Annotated in this window: 20 protein-coding genes; 14 read left to right on the top strand and 6 right to left on the bottom strand. The window is 44.1% G+C overall.

Annotated elements, in window-relative coordinates:
- Positions 1-17: 17 nt before the first annotated feature.
- From MHI53_RS14755 to hpaB, 5 genes are all read left to right on the top strand, one after another.
- The gene (locus tag MHI53_RS14755; protein WP_061144256.1) at positions 18-695 is read left to right on the top strand and encodes a GntR family transcriptional regulator; all 678 of its coding nucleotides are present in this window, start codon (positions 18-20) and stop codon (positions 693-695) included.
- Between the two features lie 110 nt (positions 696-805).
- Entirely contained in the window at positions 806-1723 is a 918-nt protein-coding gene (gene hpaI / locus MHI53_RS14750; RefSeq protein WP_340371639.1) for a 2,4-dihydroxyhept-2-ene-1,7-dioic acid aldolase, read from the top strand.
- 64 nt (positions 1724-1787) lie between these two features.
- Positions 1788-3302 carry a 5-carboxymethyl-2-hydroxymuconate semialdehyde dehydrogenase gene (hpaE, locus tag MHI53_RS14745; RefSeq protein WP_340371638.1) on the top strand — a complete coding sequence of 505 codons (1515 nt, stop codon included), beginning with the start codon at positions 1788-1790 and terminating at the stop codon, positions 3300-3302.
- A gap of 25 nt (positions 3303-3327) precedes the next feature.
- The gene (hpaD, locus tag MHI53_RS14740; protein WP_340371637.1) at positions 3328-4311 is read left to right on the top strand and encodes a 3,4-dihydroxyphenylacetate 2,3-dioxygenase; all 984 of its coding nucleotides are present in this window, start codon (positions 3328-3330) and stop codon (positions 4309-4311) included.
- Between the two features lie 117 nt (positions 4312-4428).
- Positions 4429-5901 carry a 4-hydroxyphenylacetate 3-monooxygenase, oxygenase component gene (hpaB, locus tag MHI53_RS14735; protein ID WP_340371636.1) on the top strand — a complete coding sequence of 491 codons (1473 nt, stop codon included), beginning with the start codon at positions 4429-4431 and terminating at the stop codon, positions 5899-5901.
- A gap of 57 nt (positions 5902-5958) precedes the next feature.
- Here the strand turns inward: hpaB and MHI53_RS14730 are convergent, their stop codons facing one another.
- The 3 genes from MHI53_RS14730 to MHI53_RS14720 are packed head-to-tail and all read right to left on the bottom strand — an operon-like array spanning position 5959 to position 7930.
- Positions 5959-6342, bottom strand: coding sequence for a 5-carboxymethyl-2-hydroxymuconate Delta-isomerase (locus MHI53_RS14730; RefSeq protein WP_061144429.1), 384 nt, complete (start codon positions 6340-6342; stop codon positions 5959-5961).
- A 17-nt stretch (positions 6343-6359) separates the two neighbouring features.
- The gene (locus MHI53_RS14725) at positions 6360-7148 is read right to left on the bottom strand and encodes a fumarylacetoacetate hydrolase family protein (RefSeq protein WP_061144251.1); all 789 of its coding nucleotides are present in this window, start codon (positions 7146-7148) and stop codon (positions 6360-6362) included.
- The gene (locus tag MHI53_RS14720; RefSeq protein ID WP_340371635.1) at positions 7145-7930 is read right to left on the bottom strand and encodes a fumarylacetoacetate hydrolase family protein; all 786 of its coding nucleotides are present in this window, start codon (positions 7928-7930) and stop codon (positions 7145-7147) included. The genes MHI53_RS14725 and MHI53_RS14720 overlap by 4 nt, the downstream gene beginning before the upstream one ends.
- A 389-nt stretch (positions 7931-8319) precedes the next feature.
- Here MHI53_RS14720 and asnS point away from each other — a divergent pair, with 389 nt between their 5' ends.
- The 4 genes from asnS to MHI53_RS14700 all read left to right on the top strand — a co-directional run bounded on the left by asnS (position 8320) and on the right by MHI53_RS14700 (position 11639).
- Positions 8320-9612: an asparagine--tRNA ligase gene (asnS, locus tag MHI53_RS14715; protein ID WP_061144249.1), complete on the top strand. Its 1293-nt coding sequence runs from the start codon at positions 8320-8322 to the stop codon at positions 9610-9612.
- Between the two features lie 116 nt (positions 9613-9728).
- Positions 9729-10424 (top strand): DnaD domain-containing protein, encoded by a 696-nt coding sequence (locus MHI53_RS14710; RefSeq protein ID WP_340371634.1) that lies wholly within the window; start codon positions 9729-9731, stop codon positions 10422-10424.
- A gap of 22 nt (positions 10425-10446) precedes the next feature.
- The gene (gene nth / locus MHI53_RS14705) at positions 10447-11103 is read left to right on the top strand and encodes an endonuclease III (protein ID WP_340371633.1); all 657 of its coding nucleotides are present in this window, start codon (positions 10447-10449) and stop codon (positions 11101-11103) included.
- Positions 11100-11639: a YpoC family protein gene (locus tag MHI53_RS14700; RefSeq protein WP_340371632.1), complete on the top strand. Its 540-nt coding sequence runs from the start codon at positions 11100-11102 to the stop codon at positions 11637-11639. Before nth ends, MHI53_RS14700 begins: the two co-directional genes overlap by 4 nt.
- A gap of 348 nt (positions 11640-11987) precedes the next feature.
- On the opposite strand, the gene MHI53_RS14695 is transcribed toward MHI53_RS14700, so the two are convergent.
- A complete protein-coding gene (locus MHI53_RS14695) occupies positions 11988-14615 on the bottom strand; it encodes a PBP1A family penicillin-binding protein (RefSeq protein ID WP_340371631.1) in 2628 nt (875 codons plus the stop codon).
- A gap of 121 nt (positions 14616-14736) precedes the next feature.
- Positions 14737-15348 carry a Holliday junction resolvase RecU gene (gene recU / locus MHI53_RS14690; protein WP_081092569.1) on the bottom strand — a complete coding sequence of 204 codons (612 nt, stop codon included), beginning with the start codon at positions 15346-15348 and terminating at the stop codon, positions 14737-14739.
- 143 nt (positions 15349-15491) lie between these two features.
- On the opposite strand from recU, the gene MHI53_RS14685 reads away from it, so the two are divergent.
- The 4 genes from MHI53_RS14685 (at position 15492) to MHI53_RS14670 (ending at position 18269) form a co-directional block, all read left to right on the top strand.
- Positions 15492-16448 (top strand): DUF2515 family protein, encoded by a 957-nt coding sequence (locus MHI53_RS14685; protein WP_061144244.1) that lies wholly within the window; start codon positions 15492-15494, stop codon positions 16446-16448.
- A gap of 359 nt (positions 16449-16807) precedes the next feature.
- Positions 16808-17080, top strand: a complete 273-nt coding sequence (locus tag MHI53_RS14680) for a hypothetical protein (RefSeq protein WP_061144243.1) — start codon at positions 16808-16810, stop codon at positions 17078-17080.
- A 66-nt stretch (positions 17081-17146) separates the two neighbouring features.
- Positions 17147-17515 (top strand): YppE family protein, encoded by a 369-nt coding sequence (locus MHI53_RS14675; protein ID WP_061144242.1) that lies wholly within the window; start codon positions 17147-17149, stop codon positions 17513-17515.
- A gap of 79 nt (positions 17516-17594) precedes the next feature.
- Complete coding sequence (locus MHI53_RS14670; RefSeq protein ID WP_061144241.1) at positions 17595-18269, top strand: YppG family protein; 675 nt, start codon at positions 17595-17597, stop codon at positions 18267-18269.
- A gap of 69 nt (positions 18270-18338) precedes the next feature.
- Here the strand turns inward: MHI53_RS14670 and MHI53_RS14665 are convergent, their stop codons facing one another.
- Positions 18339-18800: an Hsp20/alpha crystallin family protein gene (locus MHI53_RS14665; protein ID WP_061144240.1), complete on the bottom strand. Its 462-nt coding sequence runs from the start codon at positions 18798-18800 to the stop codon at positions 18339-18341.
- Positions 18801-18940: 140 nt separating this feature from the next.
- Here MHI53_RS14665 and MHI53_RS14660 point away from each other — a divergent pair, with 140 nt between their 5' ends.
- Complete coding sequence (locus MHI53_RS14660; protein WP_340371630.1) at positions 18941-19705, top strand: alpha/beta hydrolase; 765 nt, start codon at positions 18941-18943, stop codon at positions 19703-19705.
- Positions 19706-19772: the final 67 nt, after the last annotated feature.

Below are 19772 nucleotides of genomic sequence, written 5' to 3'. Positions count from 1 at the left end.
TCATATATGATAAAAATATGGAAGAGAAAAACAAAAACACCAATAAAAAGCAAATTGCCTACGAACACCTGCGCCAATTGATTTTGGATGGAACATACGGTTCTGGACAGCGCATCATCATCGATCAAATTGCTAAAGAATTACGTTTAAGTCCAATCCCGGTCAGGGAGGCGATCAGGCAACTCGAATCGGATGGACTTATTCATTACAAGCCCTATAGCGGAGCCGTTGTAACAAGCATCAATGAGAGCGAATACATTGAAACGCTTTCTGTCTTATCGCTGCTTGAAGGCTATGCTGCTGCATTAAGTTCTTTAACGATGAACGATCAGGATTTTGACAATCTAATAAATTTAAACAAAGAAATGGAAAAAGCACTCCATAACTTTGAATTAGAGCTGTTTGGTAAATTAAACGAGTGCTTTCATGCTGAAATTACTGAAAAGTGCGGCAATTCCTTTTTAATGGAGGAAATCAAGCAGTCTCAGCAAAGAATGAATAGAGTCAGAAAGTCGATGTTCACCATGGTACCGCAGCGTGCTGTCCAATCGATCCGTGAACATGAAAGCATTATCAAGCTCCTGCAGGAAAAAGCTTCATTTGAAGATATTGAATCATTGGTAAGAAAGCATAAGCTTAATGCCATCAGTACATTCAAGCAGAGGGCGGATACGAACCACGATCAAGCACTTTAATGACCCAGGCTTCGTTTTTATAATAGTCGACTGATTATCTATTAAAGCAAAGCCTATTTTCTTATGTTCATTATTCGGAATATTAAAAAATGAAAAGGTGGTCAAAAAAAATGTACGAGGAAATCAAACGTCGTTTAAGGGGATCCATTGCGCCAGTCATCACACCGTTTGACAAGAACTTGGAAGTGGACGTAAAGGGAATTGAAAATCTCGTAAACTGGCATATTGAAAGCGGTTCCCATGGCATCTCGGTATGCGGCACGACAGGAGAGCCCAGCTCATTAACGGTGGAAGAACGGGAATTGGTGATGGAGACCGCTATAAAAACGGCAAATGGCCGGGTTCCGGTTGCACCGGGTACAGGGTCTGCCAATCAAAAAGAAACGTTGCATTTGACAAAAAGAGCCCAGGAAATGGGGGCGGATGCTGCAATGGTTATCGTTCCTTATTACAATAAACCAAACCAGCAGGCACTTTATGATCATTTTAAAACGGTTGCGGATTCAGTTGATATTCCGATTGTCGTTTATAACATTCCCGGCAGGACGGCAACAAATTTAGAAGTGAAGACATTGGCGCGACTTGCTGAAGATTGTAAAAATATCATTGGTGTAAAGGAATCCAATAAGGATTTCGAACATGTGAACCGTGTCTTATTGCATTGTGGCAGAGATTTCCTCTTATATTCCGGCATTGAATTATTATGCTACCCGATGCTTGCGATAGGCGGAGCGGGACATATCAGCGCAACAGCCAATATCACCCCTAAAGAAGTGGCCGATCTCTATAACCTTTGGGTGGAAGGGAAGGTAGATAAGGCACTCGAGCTTCATTATAAATTGATGCCTTTGAATGATGTATTGTTTAAAGAAACAAATCCAGGGCCATTGAAAGCGGCAATGGGAATGATGGGGAAAATCAATCCAGCCTTAAGGCCCCCAATGGGTCCGCCTTCTGAACCGTTGGAAAGGGAATTGCGCGAAACCCTCCAATCATACGGATTGGTAGAACAAGTCATCAAATCATGATTACGAGATGGAACGAAAACGGAATCTCATTATCTTCCCCAATTAGATTAAAGGAGGATTCATCATGCCAGCTTTTCCCGTACAGGATATCCAGCACTACATCAATGGGCAATTCATCGATGGTATTTCAGGAAAAACATTCGTCAATCTTAACCCTTTTAATAATCAAGCAATCAACAATGTCGCAGAAGGGTTTAAAGAGGATATCGATCAAGCGGTAGCTTCTGCAAAAGAAGCATTCGATAATGGACCATGGCGATCGATGAAAGTGGAAGAAAGATTGGCATACTTGGTCAGGATTGCTGATTTAATTGAAGAACATGCCGAGGAAATATCCTTTTTGGAATCACTTGATACTGGGCTGCCCATTAGCCAAACAAAAAAACAGGCAGCAAGGGGAGCCGAGAATTTCCGGTTTTATGCGGAGATGGTGAAAAGCAGGCTGATTGGCGAATCGTATCAGGTGGATGACACATTCATTAATTATACGATTCATAAACCAATTGGCGTTGCAGGCTTAATCACGCCGTGGAACGCGCCTTTCATGCTTGAAACCTGGAAGATAGCACCGGCGCTTGCTACAGGTAATACATGTGTACTTAAACCTGCGGAATGGTCCCCCTTGACCGCCAATAAATTAGCTCACATATTTGACCAATCCGGCTTGCCGAAGGGCGTATTGAATATCGTCCATGGTTTTGGGGAAACGGCAGGGGCATCTCTTGTTGCCCATCCTGACGTCCAATTGATTTCCTTTACCGGGGAAACGACGACTGGCGCTCAAATCATAAAAAATGGTGCCGATACCATGAAACGGTTTTCCATGGAGCTCGGAGGGAAGTCACCTGCGATCATTTTTGAAGATGCCGACCTGGAAAAGGCCCTTGATTCGGTTATTTGGGGAATTTATTCTTTCAATGGGGAGCGCTGCACAGCGAATTCGAGGTTATTCGTCCATGAATCGATCATCGGAAAATTCGTCCAAAGATTGAAGCAGCGTGTTCACTCGATCAAAGTTGGCAATCCGATGGATCCGGGAACGGAGATCGGACCGCTTATCCACCGGAACCATTTTGATAATGTCTCCCGTTATCTGGATATAGCCAAAGACGAAGGTGCTGATATTGTAAGCGGCAGCATCCCTGAAGAATTCAAGGAAGGGAATTTCATTGCCCCGACGCTTCTTCTTAATTGTACGAATGATATGACGGTGGCACAGGAGGAAATTTTTGGACCGGTGATGGCCGTCATCCCATTCAAGACGGAAGAAGAAGTCCTGAGAATGGCCAACGATGTAAAGTATGGGCTAGCCGCATATGTATGGACGAATGACATGAGGCGCGGACATAGATTCGCTCAAGCCGTCGATAGCGGGATGGTCTGGGTGAATTCCCAAAATGTCAGGGATTTGCGAATTCCGTTTGGCGGTTCGAAGTACAGCGGGGTTGGTCGTGAGGGAGGCCATTACAGCTTTGAGTTTTATACGGAAACCCAAGTAATCCATGTTGCGATTGGGGAGCATCACATTCCGAAATTCGGAGTGGAAAAACAGAATGCCGTTTCTTCTGCCGAACAATAATCGAGATTAAGAAAGGGAGAACACTATGAACTTTTCCATTATCCGTGTTGCGAGAACGATTCTTAATGTTACCGATTTAGACAAATCGAGGGCATTCTATGTGGACGCCTTAGGTTTTATTGAAACGGAAAGAACGAATGCTCACATTTATTTACGTGGCCTGGAGGAAGCGCACCATCATTCGCTGATCCTGCAAAAGGCAGAAAAGCCTAGCGTGGAAGCGATTGGATACAAGGTTGAAAAAGAAGAAGATCTTATTGAATTGGAAACATTATTCAAATCCAAAGGGATGAAAATGAAGTGGATGGCAGAAGGGACGCAGCATGCACTAGGCAGGGCGCTCCGTGTTCAGGACATTTCAGGCTTGCCAATGGAGTTTTTTTGCAAAATGGATAAAGCGGAGAGACTGCTGCAACGATTCGATTTGCACAAGGGATCAAGGGTCCAGAGAATCGATCATGTGAATTGCAGCGTTGCCAATGTGCAAATGGCCCATGACTTTTATGTGAAAGAATTAGGTTTTGCCTGCTCGGAAGATACAGTAGATGAGGCGGGGCATTTATGGGCCACATGGCTGCATAGGAAACAAACGGTCCATGATCAGGCCTTCATGAATGGTGTTGGTCCTAAGCTTCACCATATCGGCTTTTGGCTGCCGGATCCGCTCGCTCTCATCCATGCCTGTGATGTGCTGGCATCTCTCGGTTATGCCCAATCCATTGAACGCGGACCCGGAAGGCATGGTCTGTCCAACGCATTTTTCCTTTATTTAAGAGATCCGGATGGACATAGAATTGAATTATACAATGGCGATTATTTAACGTCCGATCCAGATAATGAACCGATCCATTGGGATTTGGATGACCCGAGGCGCCAGACCTTCTGGGGTGCCAAGGCTCCTGATTCATGGTTCGATGAGGCTTCCGTTGTCCTTGATATCATCACGCATGAAGAAGTTCCACTTGAAGACCCAATCCTTGAAAAAAAGAAGCCTGAATTCATGATCTAGGGCTGATGCTGTAAGATATCGATTGGTGCGGAAAAGATCTTCAAAAACTTGACGGCAATTTTCAAAGCTGTATTTTGTAAGCGCTTCATTATCACCGGGATAAAAGGAGGATACTAGATGCCAGCGAAAACAGGTGAAGAGTATATTAATAGGGTGGACGAAGCAAAGGCGAATGTTTGGATCAATGGGGAGCAAGTGAAAGGCAAGATCAGTGAACATCCGGCATTCATGGGGGTCATGAAAAGCCAGGCAGAATTATATGACCTTCAGCATGACCCCGATAAACAAGACACCATGACATATATCTCGCCAACCTCGAATGATCGGGTGGGGACATCATTTTTGCAGCCGCGGACGAAGGAAGACCTTGAAACAAGAAGAAATATGATTCAGGAATGGGCCCGTCATAATAATGGCATGATGGGAAGGTCGCCTGATTATATCAATAGCGGGATGATGGCCTATGGCTCGGCTGCTGACATGTTCGGCACACAAGATGCGGCATTTGCAAAAAATATGAAAACGTATTATGAGCTCTGCCGGGAAAAGGATTTGTCCTTGACACATACCCTGATTCAGCCGCAGGTTAATAGGGGTGTAAGTGCGGCAAAGCTTCCCGATCCATACATCGCTGCCAGGATAGCAGGAAAGAATTCAGAAGGGCTTATCATTAAAGGAGCAAGGCTACTCGCTACACAAGGGGGCATAACGGATGAAATCATGGTTTTTCCTTCAACATTGCTTAAGCAATCCGAAGAAGAAAACCCCTATGCATTCGCCTTCTCCATCCCCAATAATACACCGGGTTTAAAGTTCATCTGCCGTGAATCCTTCGATTATGGCAAATCACATTATGACCATCCGCTTGGCTCAAGATTTGAAGAAATGGATACGATCATCGTTTTTGATGATGTGGTCGTTCCTTGGAATCGAGTATTTGCCTACGGAGATGTTGGAATTTGTAACCAGGCATATAATGAAAGTAATGCCGTGGTACATATGACGCATCAAGTGGTAGCGAAAAATATTGCCAAAACGGAGTTCATCCTGGGGATTCTGCAATTGATGGTGGAAACGATCAACATTGGGCAATATCAGCATGTTCAGGAAAAGATTTCGGAAGTCATCATTGCACTGGAAACGGTGAAGGCATTCATTACAGCCTCTGAGGCAAATGCAAAATTGGATAAGTGGGGAATTATGACTCCAGATTTCACCCCGCTGAACATTGCCCGTAATTATTATCCGAAAATTTATCCAAGGTTCAGTGAAATCATGCAGCTTCTTGGAGCGAGCGGCTTAATGGCCATCCCGAATGAGGCCGATTTCAACTCCGAACTCCGGCCTGATTTAGATAAATATCTTCAGGCAGCCAATGGGCCGGCATATGAAAGGGTCAGGTTGTACCGGCTGGCTTGGGATGTGTGCATGAGCTCATTTGGCACAAGACAAACGCTTTATGAACGGTTCTTTTTTGGAGATCCGATCCGGATGGCAAGCGCTTTATATAACGGCTATGATAAACAGGAATATGTGGACCGCGTCAAAGAGTTTTTAAACCGCTCCGAACATCTCGCGGAAATCAACTGATTACATGTCGAGTGAATAATCAAAGGCCTTCCTGATCACCGGGAAGGCCTTTAAGTTTCACTTATATCGATCATGGATATTATTCTTTTTATATGTGCCCGACTCACCGAATTCCACAAGCTCCATGGAAAGGGCGAGATACCTTTTCGAAAAGAGCGGGGCGAAATGGGCTTCCATCATGGCGAAAAGCTTTTCACATACTTTCGTCTTATCAGGCTCATTTCGTCCAGCGCCCATTTTTAACAGGGCGTGAACAAAGGCATCATCCTCAGAGCCATCAGCCACACGATAATGCTTCAATTCAATGGCCCGGGAACGAATGCCCCCAATCGGAAAGATTGTGGGAAAGGAGATCAAAACATCGTTCATTTTCTTTAATAATTCCCCAATCTGGATTTCATCTTTTATATTGTCCGTATATTCTACAATGATATGAGGCATATGATTGATCCTTTCCATCAATTATTGATTTTTATGTGTGACGGTTCCTGTCCTTTCGTAAAGATATCGTCACTGACGATCGTGCTGACGAGCTTTCCGATTCCTTCAATTTCCGTCGTGATTTCGTCGCCTACAGCGGTATTCGCCAAACCTTCGGGTGTTCCTGTCAATATCACATCACCTGGACTCAATGTCATGAAACTGCTGAAGTATTCAATTAACTCGGCAATGCCGAATATCATATCGTTTGTATTGCCTTCCTGGGTCAATTTCCCGTTGATGTATGTCTTAATGGTAAGGTTCATCGGGTCAGGAATATCTCTGGCATCGACGAGCCACGGGCCAATCGGCGTGCAAGTATCACGGTTCTTAACCTTTAAGTTGGGACGGTAGTAGTTCTCGAGGTAATCTCTAATTGCGTAATCATTGGCAATGGTATAACCACATACGTATTCAAACGCTTCTTCCTTTTTCACGGCCTTCGCCGTTTTTCCGATGACGACAGCCAGTTCGCATTCATAATGCATATATGCGGCATCTAGGGGCCGTCTTGTCTGTCCGCGATGGCCGATGAAGGTATTGGGTCCTTTTAAGAAAGCCAGGGGTTCTTCAGGGGCTTTAAACGCAAGTTCCTTTGCATGATCTGCATAATTCAAGCCTAGTGCGAACACAGTACGGGGCTCCAACGGGGGAAGCCAGACAACATCTTGCTCATCAACGATCCGGCCATCTGTTAATTTTAGCCGTCCATTAGATTCGCATGCCTGATGGATGGCACCGGCATAAGCTACACGCGCTTTCTTCATGAAATCCCCTCCATCGCCAGTTTCTCTTCGGTTACAATCGGATTTTCCAAATAACCAATTTCGTCTATTTCGATTCTTACATGATCGTTCGCTTTCGCGAGAGGGGCATTCTCCGGAACTCCGACTAAAAGGACGTCCCCGGCATTCAAGGTCATGAAGTCTGTTACATCTTCAATGAGCCGGGAAATGGGGCGTATTAGATTGGACGTTGTATTTTCTTGCCTTAGCTCTCCGTTAATATACACACGGATCCCTAAACGATCGGGATTTGATATCGAATCTTTGGATACGACCCAAGGGGCGATCGGGCAAAAACCATCACGGGCTTTATATCGGATCGCAGGACGGTAAACGCTTTCGTGAGGGATGCTAATATCATTGACGATCGTAAAACCCTCTATATAATCCATTGCCTGCGCTTTCTTGACTCTTGTGGCTGTCTTGCCGATTACAATTCCAAGTGATGCACCGATTTCCAATTCAGGTTCCCCAGTTGGGAGGGGAACGGGTTTTGCAAAAGCAGAAAACGTGTTTCTAGGTTTAATATAAAGAACTGGCCCTTTAGGCGGTTCATTATAAGGAGGATGGTGGACCTGTTCCATCAGCGCCTCCAATGAACCTTTGTAGTTTAATAGGGTCCCATACAACGTTCCTGTAACCGGAATATCCAGATTCACTTGAGATAACTCCGAGCTTTTTCCGTTCCTTACCATATGATGATCTGAAATCTCCACTTCTTCCGAAAACTCTGAATCCTTAAGCTTCACCTTTGCTTTAATCACGGCACTCACCCCTTGGAAATTTTATAATCATATAGGATATCGTATATGATTTATTGTTTAAGTTCAACATTTTTAGATGATTAAGGATAATTATGAAATAAAAGTAAAATAAGAAATGAAAATGCCCCTGAATATAGGCTGTTGAAACGGTTAGCCGTTCACTGGAATCGATGTGAAAAAGTCAATGATAGGGAAACACAGCTACACCCTGGAATCCTTGCATTCGTAATCACGTAATCTATCAAGCCATACGCGTGCCGGCTTTCTGAAATTTAATGGAGAGAGGGAGATTTTCATTCATGTGATTTATTTGCTTGTAAGGAGGGCTATGGGTATAATAAGTAGAGTAAATTCCTTAGTAAGTTAAGCTATTTTTGGAGGGAAATTCCGTGAAAATTACAATAAAAGATGCTAGCAAGTTCGTCGATCAAGAAGTGACGATTGGAGGCTGGCTTGCCAGCAAGCGTTCCAGTGGGAAAATTGCGTTCCTTCAAATACGTGATGGCTCCGGTTTCATTCAAGGAGTGGTCGTGAAGGCTGACGTGGGTGAAGAGATTTTTGCCCGTGCGAAATCGGTTACACAAGAGACATCCATGTACGTAACAGGTGTCATCCAAAAGGATGAACGCTCGCCGTTCGGCTTCGAATTACAAGTGAAAGATATTGAAATCATCCATGAATCGTTGGATTACCCGATTACGCCTAAAGCGCATGGTCCTGAATTCTTAATGGATAACCGCCATCTGTGGCTGCGTTCAAAGCGCCAGCATGCTGTGATGAAAATCCGCAATGAAATCATCCGTGCTACATATGAATTTTTCAATGAAGAAGGATTCGTCAAGGTCGATCCGCCGATTTTGACTGGAAGCGCACCAGAGGGAACGAGTGAATTGTTTGCGACTAAATATTTTGATGAGGATGCCTATCTTTCACAAAGCGGTCAGCTTTATATGGAAGCGGCAGCCATGGCGTTAGGAAAGGTATTTTCCTTTGGACCTACTTTCCGCGCTGAAAAATCCAAGACAAGACGTCATTTAATCGAGTTTTGGATGATTGAACCAGAAATGGCCTTCATCGAATTTAAAGAAAACCTTGAGGTTCAGGAACAGTTCGTATCTTCCATAGTCCAGTCGGTATTGAAAAATTGCCAGCTTGAACTGAATACCTTAGGTCGTGACACGGCTAAACTTGAACAAATACAAGCTCCTTTCCCGAGGATCACGTATGATGATGCGATCAAATTCCTTCATGAACAAGGATTTGAAGATATCCAATGGGGTGATGATTTTGGAGCGCCGCATGAAACGGCGATTGCTGAAAGTTATGATAAGCCGGTTTTCATCACGCATTATCCAACCAAAATCAAACCATTCTATATGCAGCCAGCCCCTGATAGGGAGGAAGTCGTTCTTTGTGCAGATTTGATCGCCCCAGAAGGATATGGAGAAATAATCGGCGGCTCGGAGCGGATTCATGATCAAAAATTGCTTGAACAGAGAATAAATGAGCATGGCTTGAGCGAAGACGCATACAAATGGTATATGGAATTAAGAAAATACGGCTCCGTACCACATTCAGGCTTCGGCTTGGGATTGGAACGCACCGTTGCCTGGATAAGCGGCGTGGAACATGTCCGTGAGACAATTCCATTCCCGCGTCTACTAAATCGACTATATCCTTGATTTTGTGAAGAAGCGGTTATCTTGTCATTTGTGACAGATAACCGTTTTTTGTTAAAATTATAAACTTATTCGGTGAGCCGTATTCATGTTATACTTAAAATGAGGTGTCCAAAAACATGAATAAAGAACATTTATATGCGTGGTTTAAGGAAGGAACGATAACGATTCCATCCTTTTTGCTGACTAACTATAAGTCAATGGGACTGAATGAACAAGAAATGGTCCTATTAATACAATTGCAAAGCTTCATTGATAAAGGTAACCATTTCCCTGCACCGTCCCAAATATCCGATCGGATGACATTACAGGAAACGGAATGTCTGTACTTGATTCAGCGGTTGGTTCAGAGGGGATTCGTGGAAATGGCGGTTGAAGAGAATCAAGAAATCGGCCAGGAAAAATATTCGCTAGCGCCGCTTTATGAAAAAATGATGGACTGTTTCCTGAAAACGTTGAAGCGGGCAGAGTCTGCTGAAGTGGAAAAAGCGGAGGAGAGCCTATATACGATTTTTGAACAGGAATTTGGCCGTCCTTTATCTCCTTTTGAATGTGAGACATTGGCCATGTGGATGGAGGATGACCACCAACCTGAAATCATCAAATCAGCCCTGAGGGAATCAGTCATTTCCGGAAAGTTGAATTTCCGCTACATTGATCGGATTTTATTCGAGTGGAAAAAGAATGGAATAAAAACCTTGGCACAGGCTAGGGAGCAAGGACAAAAGTTCAGGGCCCATCAAAAGCGGGAACGTAAGACAGAAGCTGCACAACCAATCAAAGATGTGCCCTTTTATAATTGGCTCGAGCAGTAATGCAAAATGAAGGAGAACGAAAATGTTGAACAAAGCTCAAATTCGATTTTGTCTGGATACAATGGGGGAAATGTTTCCGGATGCCCATTGTGAGCTGAATCATTCCAATCCATTTGAATTGGTGATTGCTGTTGCACTGTCAGCTCAATGTACGGATGTATTGGTCAATAAAGTCACGAAGGATTTATTTCAAAAATATAAAACGCCTGAGGATTACATAAGCGTTCCGATAGAAGAGCTGGAAAATGACATCCGCTCGATCGGTTTGTTTCGTAACAAGGCTAAGAATATCCAAAAGCTGTCGCGCATGCTGATCGACGAATACGGCAAGGTGGTACCCCGTGATCGTGATGAGCTAGTTAAGTTACCAGGCGTTGGCAGAAAGACCGCGAATGTGGTCGTTTCCGTTGCTTATGATGTGCCGGCGATAGCTGTAGATACGCATGTAGAGCGTGTTTCCAAGCGCTTGGGAATTTGCCGGTGGAAGGATAACGTCTTGGAGGTTGAAAAAACGTTGATGGCTAAGATTCCCATGGATGAATGGGCCGTTACGCATCACCGCCTGATTTTCTTTGGACGCTATCATTGCAAGGCCCAATCACCACAATGTGAAACCTGTCCGCTGCTTGAATTATGCCGCGAAGGAAAAAAACGAATGAAAAGGAAAGAGGCCATGTGACGCAGATCGTATCGTTAAAAGTGCCCAAGGAATTGGATCATCCTTTCTTTTTCCCTGAAAAGGAAATCACCTTTGATAAAGAACAGTATGCAGGATGGAGCGGGTCAATTCCATTTCAGGACTTTCCATATGAAGTGCTTCATTTTAATGAGGTGGTTTCCTATTCTCCGTGGACAAAAGGGGCTGTGCATGTAAAGGAAGTATTGGAAAAATGGGAGCAACTTGATTCGGAATGCAGGTTGTTATTTTCAGAGCGGAAGGCCGGACAAACCCTAGGACTCATGAAGCGGGGCCTCAGCTTATTTTTAACGGGGGTCTTCTGGTTGCATGGAAGGCCAGTGATGCTGAGTTCCTGGCAGGAGCAAATGAAGTCCTTCCATACAATTCCGGTAAATGTCGCTGAAAGGCTTACTTTCATCCTTTCTCGACCGGCTTTCTTTCCTTCATATAGACAGCTTAGCGAGTTGTTCCAAGAATTCGAAAAACAATATGTCAAATACATGATAAAACAAGCGCATGTCAATAAAAATATCTAAGCGAATTAGACGTTTCATACTGCAGACAAATCCGAAAATAAGGGAGATTTGTCTGCAGTTTTTTTGTTTTGTATTTTGACTGTTTTTATGCACTGCAGGCGCTCTTTTTTAGCGGGGAGGTCCTTTGAGCTTTGCGGGTTTCATGTAGACAGGCATTTCCCGCAGGTGGGTTGCACCTTGCATTCCATTCCACTGTGCGTGAACATGAAGCTGGAATTCCGATCGCCCACAGTTTAGTGGTTGTGTACGTAGAAGGTTGCATGGGTGCCGATATGAAGGGCGAAGGGAGACCGTCATTGTCCACACACTAAAAAACCGCCTAAGCAAAAGCTTAGGCGGTTTTTTTAGTTAACCATTATTATCAGTGTCCTGGTCTTTATCTTTTTCCGGATCAGGATCAGGGGCGGGCGTTTCACCAGGTTTTTCTTCTTCCACCTTACCAGGGTCGGTGCCTGTGTTCCCATCCTCGACATTTTCATCGTCTGTATTGCCTTTTCCATCATCCGGGTTGTTGCCATTTCCATTATTATCAGTGTTGCCATCGCCGTTATTATCGGTGTTTCCATTATCAGTATCGCCATTGTTGTTTTTGTCTTCATCCTGCTTATCTTCATCGCCTTCAGCAGGGGTTTCTTGATCTGGATTTTCACCTTCGGCAGGATCTTCAATCTCCTCATCCGTACCTTCCGGTTCTTCCGCTTCTGCAGGAATTTCAACGGAGGTGCTGGCAGGGTCACTTTGCTGACCATCCGCCAATGCTACCACAGAGAAGGTATATTTACTTCCTGGGGTTGGATTCGGGATCGTCAAACTAGTATCCTTCGATTTCTTCAACACACTCTGAGCACCGCCATCAACGGACATCTTCACCTCGAATTGAGTATCTCCGTCACCTTTAGGATATGCCCATGATAGGTTGATTTGATTACCTTCTTGATCGTATGAAGCACTGATGCTAGGTTTGTCGATTTTTTCATATTCTGTCGTCACTTGTGTCGGCTCATGGCCTTTAACGTAATACTCATAAGTGATTTTACTGCTCGGTGTATACGCATTGGCTTTTACCGCTGGGTTAGAACCTTTTATGACGCCAACCTTCACAACGCTGTCCGGTTGATCAAAGTCCTTCGTTTCCTTGGTCTGTGCCATATGTTCCATCAAATTCTTAAAGATCGCCTTAGGGATCCGCTGGGATGAATCGCCGAGGTATTCCAATTTCTTACCTGAAGCATTATCATAGCCAGCCCAAACCGCGACTGTATAATTGGTTGTATAACCCGCCATCCAGCTATCTTTTACACCGGAAGAGGGGATATTGTTTGCTGCACGCTGTTCAGGCGTGAAATTGGTTGAGCCGGTTTTTCCGGCTACAGGCAGACCAGGTATATTCGCAAGCCTTCCTGTTCCATAAGGTTCATTCAAGACGCTCTTCAGCATATCGGTCACGATGAAAGCAGTGGAGTCTTTCATGACCGGTTTCGATTCGGTCTTGTTTTTGATGGTCGTTTTGTCACGCAAAACAATCTTTTTCACACTATGCGGTTGATTATAGGTCCCGTTGTTTCCGAATGAACTGTAAGCCCCGGCAAGTTCAAGGGTCGATACGTCCTTGCCGCCGCCAAGTGCAGCGGATTCCGTAATTTCCTTGTCGAAGGGAATGCCAAGCTCAACGGCAAAATCACGGCCCCGGTCCAATCCGACTTCCTGAAGTGTTTTCAGGGCTGGGATATTTAATGACCGTGCCAGCGCTTCACGAATCGTTACCGTGCCATAATGGCGTCCTGACGCATTCTTTAGCGGTGTTCCATTGCTATATGAATATTCCTCATCTTTAATCGGTTGGTATGTGGACCAATTCAAATATTCAACTGCCGGACCGTAATCCAAAATCGGCTTGATTGTCGAACCTGGTGAACGCTTGGCATCCGTTGCATAATTCCAGCCACGTTTGACCGTCGTGTTCCTGCCGCCGCCGACTGCTTTGATCTCACCGGATTGCGTATCCAGTAAGGTGATCCCGGCTTGAAGATCTTTGCTTGGATAATTGATGATTTCATCACTGTTCAACATTTTGTATACATATTCCTGGGCATCTTTATCGATCGTCGTTTGGATTTCCAAACCATCGGTGAAGACGTTATAGTCACCCATCTCACCGACTTCTTCAATGACTAAATCGATGAATGCATCGTAAGCGGTCGTATCGATTTGGCTTTTATCGATTTCCTGCAAGCCTTCTTTAATATCGACGCTTTGCGCATCCTTCATTTCCTTTTCGGTGATGTATCCGTGCTTATTCATTAAGTGAAGGACGATATCACGGCGTTCTTTCGCGCGTTCCGGATATTTATATGGATCATAACGGCTAGGGCTTTGCGGTAACCCGACAAGCATCGCCGCTTCGTTCAATTTCAATTCGTCCAGATCTTTGCCATAATAAGTGCGGGAAGCGGTTAGGATCCCATTTGCACGGTTAGCGAAGAAAATTTTATTCACATACATCTCGAAAATTTCTTCTTTTGTGTATTTCCTTTCAAGCTGGATGGATAGCCACATTTCCTGGACTTTCCTCTTTATGGTCTTATCAGGCGTTAAATAAGAACGCTTGATGACCTGCTGGGTCAATGTACTTGCACCCTCAGAGCCGAATCCGTTTTTGACGTTGGCTATTACGGCACTGCCCAATCTCAGGAAGTCCACCCCGTGATGCTTGTAAAAACGGGAATCTTCCGTTGCCAGGAAGGCGTGTTCGACTAGATCGGGTATGTCTTCATAATTGACAAAGTCCCGGTTTTCAGTACCGACTTCAGCTAGTAATTTACCATTCTCATCAAGTATTTTGGATGTAACGGGATCTTTCAATAACTTTTCGTCGAGTTTTGGAGCATCGCTTATGAAATAAGCCAATGCCGCGCCTCCTGTCACCAAGCCGATAATCCCTATCGTAACGAGTATAAGGAAAACGCGCTTAAGCATGTTGGTTGACTTCTGGGGGCCTTTTTTCGGTCCCTTTTTTTGAGACTGCCCCTGCTTTCGGCGCTCTTCCCTAGTATTATATTTTTCAGCCATTACAGCTAACCTGCCTTTCTAAAAAAAACTAAAAATTTTCTGTGATAAGCGAATCTACTACTTTAATATAGTCAATTCTCGGTTGAAAGCCAAGAGTAATCTTCTTTGAACTGTTTTCAACCTCTTTCAGAGTAATGGATTTGCGTCCGCCATCTTTCATTCGCTGCCAGTAAAAACTCAACTGTTCAGAACTCATTAAGTATATGTCATCCATTGAGGAGAATCGGATGATCACAAAGGCAATTCCGTCATGCTGCACGATGTCTTTCATATGTTCAATTTGATGGTCATGAAAGTTCTTGAGGGGGAAGGAACTGCTGTTTTTCGTTTCCTTTGCCTCAAAATCAATGTACCTTCCTTTATAAACTCCATTATAATCAGTGGTCGATGCTTGTTTGAAGTAGGCTTCCTTAATGACTGCCGCGCTTCTCTTCGGGTAGTGGACATCGACGATTTGGATCGGTGTCGGTTTTTTATGAATGACGGCAATGCCGTGTGCCAAGTAATACTGGTTGGTTTCGTTCAAATCGTCTTCCAATGTTTTTCCCCGGTTGCTATAACTGATTTTTTTAAGTGGGCTTTTCTTTTCTTCCATAGCCTGCGGTACAAATCTTCGTCCGTTGGGATAATGAAATGCCACTTTTACCCCTCCTTTTTTTCACTTATCTATATTAGCAAAAAAAGAATCCAAAATGTGAATAAAAAGAATTGTTTCTTAGAACGATAGGGTTTAAGTACAATGAAATGCCACAATTCAAACGATCAGGGAAGGGCTGATTCCATATGATGCATCTGTCAGGGACGGAAAAGCGATTGCTCCATTCGATAAAAGTACGAACAGCAAAGGCGAATAGGGATAATATATCAAGAACCAAGGCATATGAACAATTTTTTAGAGAACACCCTGAAATACAATGGTCTTTTCTGGCAGGGATGGTCTCCAGGAATGCAGGCTGGAATATGTGTGATCTGGAAGGGGTTTGGTTCTCACGGATGCTTGGCCGCAAGTACAGGCGGCATTTGTTCCTGACATATGAAGAAGCGAATTGGAGAATATTTCAAGACGCCTATCCGCAATTACTTCTCTATCATTATTCGACGAGATATCGTCGCCCTTTGTTTCACTTAGGTCGCTTTTTTTTCATCACTCAATTCATGACAAACGCATGGAATGCATTTTGGATAAGCGGAAATCGTGAAAACTTGGTCACGGCACTCATCATAAACGAACAAAATATCATTGAAAAACCGGTCATAAAAAAACAATCATTCGTTTTTCATTCTTTATTATTTTTCCTGCAGGACTGGATGCATTTTAGCACGGTGCTATTTCCCACCTGCACCGGAAAGCTGTATGGTTCATCCGTGTCTCATTTCAGAAATATCGATGAAAGGATCAAATTGGGGAAAAGGTTGGCCGGACTCCTGTTTTCCAAAGAGTTATTTTCGCAATTTCATGAGTTTTCCTGCAGGACTGAGCCGACCGGAGCAAGATATGATTATGAACGATATCGAAAAAAACCTAGGCGCCATGAAACGCCGATGCTGCGGAAGGTATATCCGGTGATTTCCCATCAAATTGAGAAGACAGAGCAGTGGGATATGTATAGAAGGGTGAAAAAAGATTGGTTGATTGAGCCGGAGTGGGAAGAAAATCCGCAATTGAGCGAATGGTATGACCATAAGCAGAAGCAACTTCACACAGCCGTAATGGTGAAGGAGTGGCTAGGCTTTCATTAGAAAGTGAACAGGGAAGGCATCGTTATCAAGCCTTCCCTGTTCGTGGTGCTACTCATCATATGTTACGTAGAGGGGTGGTTTTTCCCGCTTAGTTTCGGATTGCCGGTCCCGGCTTTTTTTGACGGCGGCTTTTGTCGTTTTTCGTACTCTTGCTCTTTGCTGTCATTCGACTGCATGAAATCACCTCCTATCTGTATTTTTGTTTAAAAGTCCAATCTTCATTCTGCCATTGTTGTCGAAGGGCATAATAAATTAAGTGAATTACACTTTCTTTGCCGATTCGCTTCTAGTTTTGTCAGGCATGAAGGGCTTTAAGATAAAAACAAGAATAGTACAGGTAAAGAATGGGAGGGATCAGCATGGTCAATAAAAGTGTAGCAACAGAGGAAATATTGAGGATGATAGCTGAGATCAGTACCAGCCTGGATCGCTTGGAACTTTCATATGGTGAAACGGTAAATACAGTACGGTGCAAATTATGGGCAGAACAATATATATTAGTGAATGACGCCCAGGAGGCCATAGAGAAAGCCGAGGATTATTGGGTGAATACGGCGGAGGACCGCTCCTTTTCTTTCGTTACGGAGAAATCGGTGAATAAACATAATTATTTGGCTGAAGTGCAGGTATGAGTTACAGAATTTCATTTTTTCAGGATCTGGATTATACTTAGGGGAAAATGTACGGAGGAATCCATTGTGGAAAAAGAAAAACTGCAACGATTAACAGATCAATTAATAAAATATACGGAAAATGCGAATGATACCTATGAGGAAGTACGAGAGGCTGGAAAAGAAAAAGATTTTTTTTCGGAAGTTAAGCCATTTGCAGATCAGGTAAGGGAAGCATGCATGGAATGGGAAACTGGAATGAAGGAATGGATGAAGGAAATCGAATTCAGGCACCTGTTCCCCGAGCAAATTGAACAAACGGCCCATAATCTTTCCGATGTAGCCGTCCAGGCATTTTTCCCCAAGACCAGCTATAAGCGCTTCAAAAGCCATGTCCAATCCATCGAATTTATTTTGCATAATGTAAAAGCGGAAATCGCACGGATCTTATCATAAAAAACACCTACACTATATTGCCTCTTTTTTCATATATTATCAGAACCATGTAATGAAAAAAGAGGAGGGCTCATTGAACATGATGAGATCCGGTTTTAACCAAGTCCCCCCCAATCAAGGACAGTACCCCCATTCGCTTCCGGAATATGGGGGTGGATACCAACAGCCCATGCAGTATCCCGTGCAGCATGAACAGAATCATGAAGCCTTCGTTCCTCCATATCCCCAAAATTCGGAGGGATATATGATGCCATATCATGATCCTTATCAACAAGGGGCCTATCATCCGTATCAACAATTGCAGCAGCCGGCAATGCCTGCAAGTGCGCAGCATCCGGGCAACAGTGTCATGCAGCCAATGTCCCCGATGCCGCAAATGCAGCCGACACCGCAAATGCAGCAGCCGACACCGCAAATGCAGCAGCCGACACCGCAAATGCAATACATCCCACAAATGCAATCCAATCAGTTCAATCAGTATCCGCAGCAGCAAACGTTCAGCCCGTTTGCTAACCCGCTATTGCCAGCCAAAAGGCCGCCGCAAGGACAGCAGCAGGCCCATAATCCTTATCCGAAGCAGCAATTCATGCAAAAGCCCCAGCCATCAGGCATCAAATCGGTGATGAACCAATTCAAAACCCAAGACGGCTCCATGGATATAACGAAGATGATGAATACAGCTGGACAAATGATGAATACGGTTTCCCAAGTTTCTTCAATGGTAAAAGGAGTAGGGGGCTTCTTTAAAGTTTAGATGACAAGTAAAGAAAAGGCAGACTTACAAGTGATCCAGCCACTTTCCTAAGTCTGCCTTTAAATTTGCCTAATTGATTTCAATTCGATTTCCTTTAATTTTGGGCAGGTGCAGTGTGAGGATGCCATCACGATGTCGTGCGGTAACCTGTGCATCATCAATCGGTTTTTGAAAGGTAATGGTGCGGGACATGTTTCCTGTGGAGCCTTCCTTTTGAAACAATCCGTGTGTGCCAGGATTTTTATGCTGTTTGTCTGGCTGCCTCGCCGATATGGTGACAGCCTGTGTGAGGACATCAATCGATATATGGCTGCGTGCAATGCCTGGCAGGGTAGCTGTCAGGATATATTCCGAATTCGATTCTTGAATATCAACGGGAAAGCCCCGTTCTTTTGTGGAACCGAAGAATTCATCCAAAGATTGCAGCATGCCTTTGGGAGGTCTTTCGGAAAACAGCCGATCCATTTTATTGATGAAATGAGTGAATGGTTCGATTCGCGTCCTGTTATTATTTTTTTCAGAAGAGGTCATCACGGTGCTCCTTCCTAAAAATTCCTTTGCCTATAGGCTATGTAGGGGCTGAAGTTTTGTGAATGCAAGGATGGGTTTTAGATGGGTAGCTATGGGGAATAACGTTAGGGAATGAATATAATTGGAAATGAGGGATTAATATGGCAGAAAGTAGCAAGCTTTCATACATAGATACGGGGAAGGGAACGAAAACGTTGCTATTTATCCATGGCTTTTGCGGAAGCCGTGAATATTGGAATGATATCGTCTCAAAATTAAAAGATGATTTTCGTATAGTGGCTGTCGATTTACGGGGACATGGTGAAAGTGAGCCGATTGCAGCATCTTTTTCCATAGATGATATGGCGAATGATATCGCATTGGTCTTGGGAAATCTGGAAATCGATCAGGTTTATATGTTTGGACATTCCCTCGGCGGCTATATCACCTTAGCGTTTGCAGAAAGGTTTCCTGGGAAATTGTGTGGGTTTTCATTGGTTCACTCCACAGCTTTGCCAGATGATGCAGCTGGGAAGGAAGGTCGATTAAAATCCATCGAAACCATCGAAGCGAAAGGGGTGCCTGCTTTCATTGATGGTCTTGTGCCGAAGCTGTTCGCCCATTCCGAGGACCCGCGCATTGAACAAACAAAGGAAATCGGATATAAAACCAGTGAAAGCGGAGCGATCGGCTCACTCCATGCGATGAGGAACAGGGTGGACAGGAACCACGTGCTTAAAGAAACGAAGCTGCCTGTCCTTTTGGTTGCAGGCGAGCAGGATAAAGTCATAACTCCAGAAAAAACTTTTTCAGTTAAAGGCAGTCATATTCAGGAAATGACCCTTGAAGGAAGCGGACATATGGGGATGCTTGAAACTCCAAGGAGATTGGCTGAAGAAATCAGGCGGTTTGTGGAATCGAATTAATGTACAATGGACTGAGCAGGAAACGGGATGTTGCCGTTTCCTGCTTTTTTTTTTTGAAAAGGAAATA

Origin of the sequence: Peribacillus sp. FSL E2-0218 (assembly GCF_037992945.1) — a bacterium.
Taxonomy (GTDB): Bacteria; Bacillota; Bacilli; order Bacillales; family DSM-1321; genus Peribacillus; species Peribacillus simplex_B.
Note: the sequence above shows the minus strand (reverse complement) of the source record. Positions and strands in the feature narration are given on the sequence as shown.

Coding starts and splice junctions, on each gene's coding strand:
- MHI53_RS14730 (WP_061144429.1), bottom strand. CDS start 6,342: ATGCCTCATATCATTGTAGAATATACGGACAATATAAAAGATGAAATC.
- hpaI (WP_340371639.1), top strand. CDS start 806: ATGTACGAGGAAATCAAACGTCGTTTAAGGGGATCCATTGCGCCAGTC.
- hpaE (WP_340371638.1), top strand. CDS start 1,788: ATGCCAGCTTTTCCCGTACAGGATATCCAGCACTACATCAATGGGCAA.
- MHI53_RS14755 (WP_061144256.1), top strand. CDS start 18: ATGGAAGAGAAAAACAAAAACACCAATAAAAAGCAAATTGCCTACGAA.
- MHI53_RS14685 (WP_061144244.1), top strand. CDS start 15,492: ATGATGCATCTGTCAGGGACGGAAAAGCGATTGCTCCATTCGATAAAA.
- hpaD (WP_340371637.1), top strand. CDS start 3,328: ATGAACTTTTCCATTATCCGTGTTGCGAGAACGATTCTTAATGTTACC.
- MHI53_RS14725 (WP_061144251.1), bottom strand. CDS start 7,148: ATGAAGAAAGCGCGTGTAGCTTATGCCGGTGCCATCCATCAGGCATGC.
- MHI53_RS14710 (WP_340371634.1), top strand. CDS start 9,729: ATGAATAAAGAACATTTATATGCGTGGTTTAAGGAAGGAACGATAACG.
- MHI53_RS14680 (WP_061144243.1), top strand. CDS start 16,808: ATGGTCAATAAAAGTGTAGCAACAGAGGAAATATTGAGGATGATAGCT.
- MHI53_RS14670 (WP_061144241.1), top strand. CDS start 17,595: ATGATGAGATCCGGTTTTAACCAAGTCCCCCCCAATCAAGGACAGTAC.
- MHI53_RS14660 (WP_340371630.1), top strand. CDS start 18,941: ATGGCAGAAAGTAGCAAGCTTTCATACATAGATACGGGGAAGGGAACG.
- hpaB (WP_340371636.1), top strand. CDS start 4,429: ATGCCAGCGAAAACAGGTGAAGAGTATATTAATAGGGTGGACGAAGCA.
- nth (WP_340371633.1), top strand. CDS start 10,447: ATGTTGAACAAAGCTCAAATTCGATTTTGTCTGGATACAATGGGGGAA.
- MHI53_RS14695 (WP_340371631.1), bottom strand. CDS start 14,615: ATGCTTAAGCGCGTTTTCCTTATACTCGTTACGATAGGGATTATCGGC.
- MHI53_RS14665 (WP_061144240.1), bottom strand. CDS start 18,800: ATGACCTCTTCTGAAAAAAATAATAACAGGACGCGAATCGAACCATTC.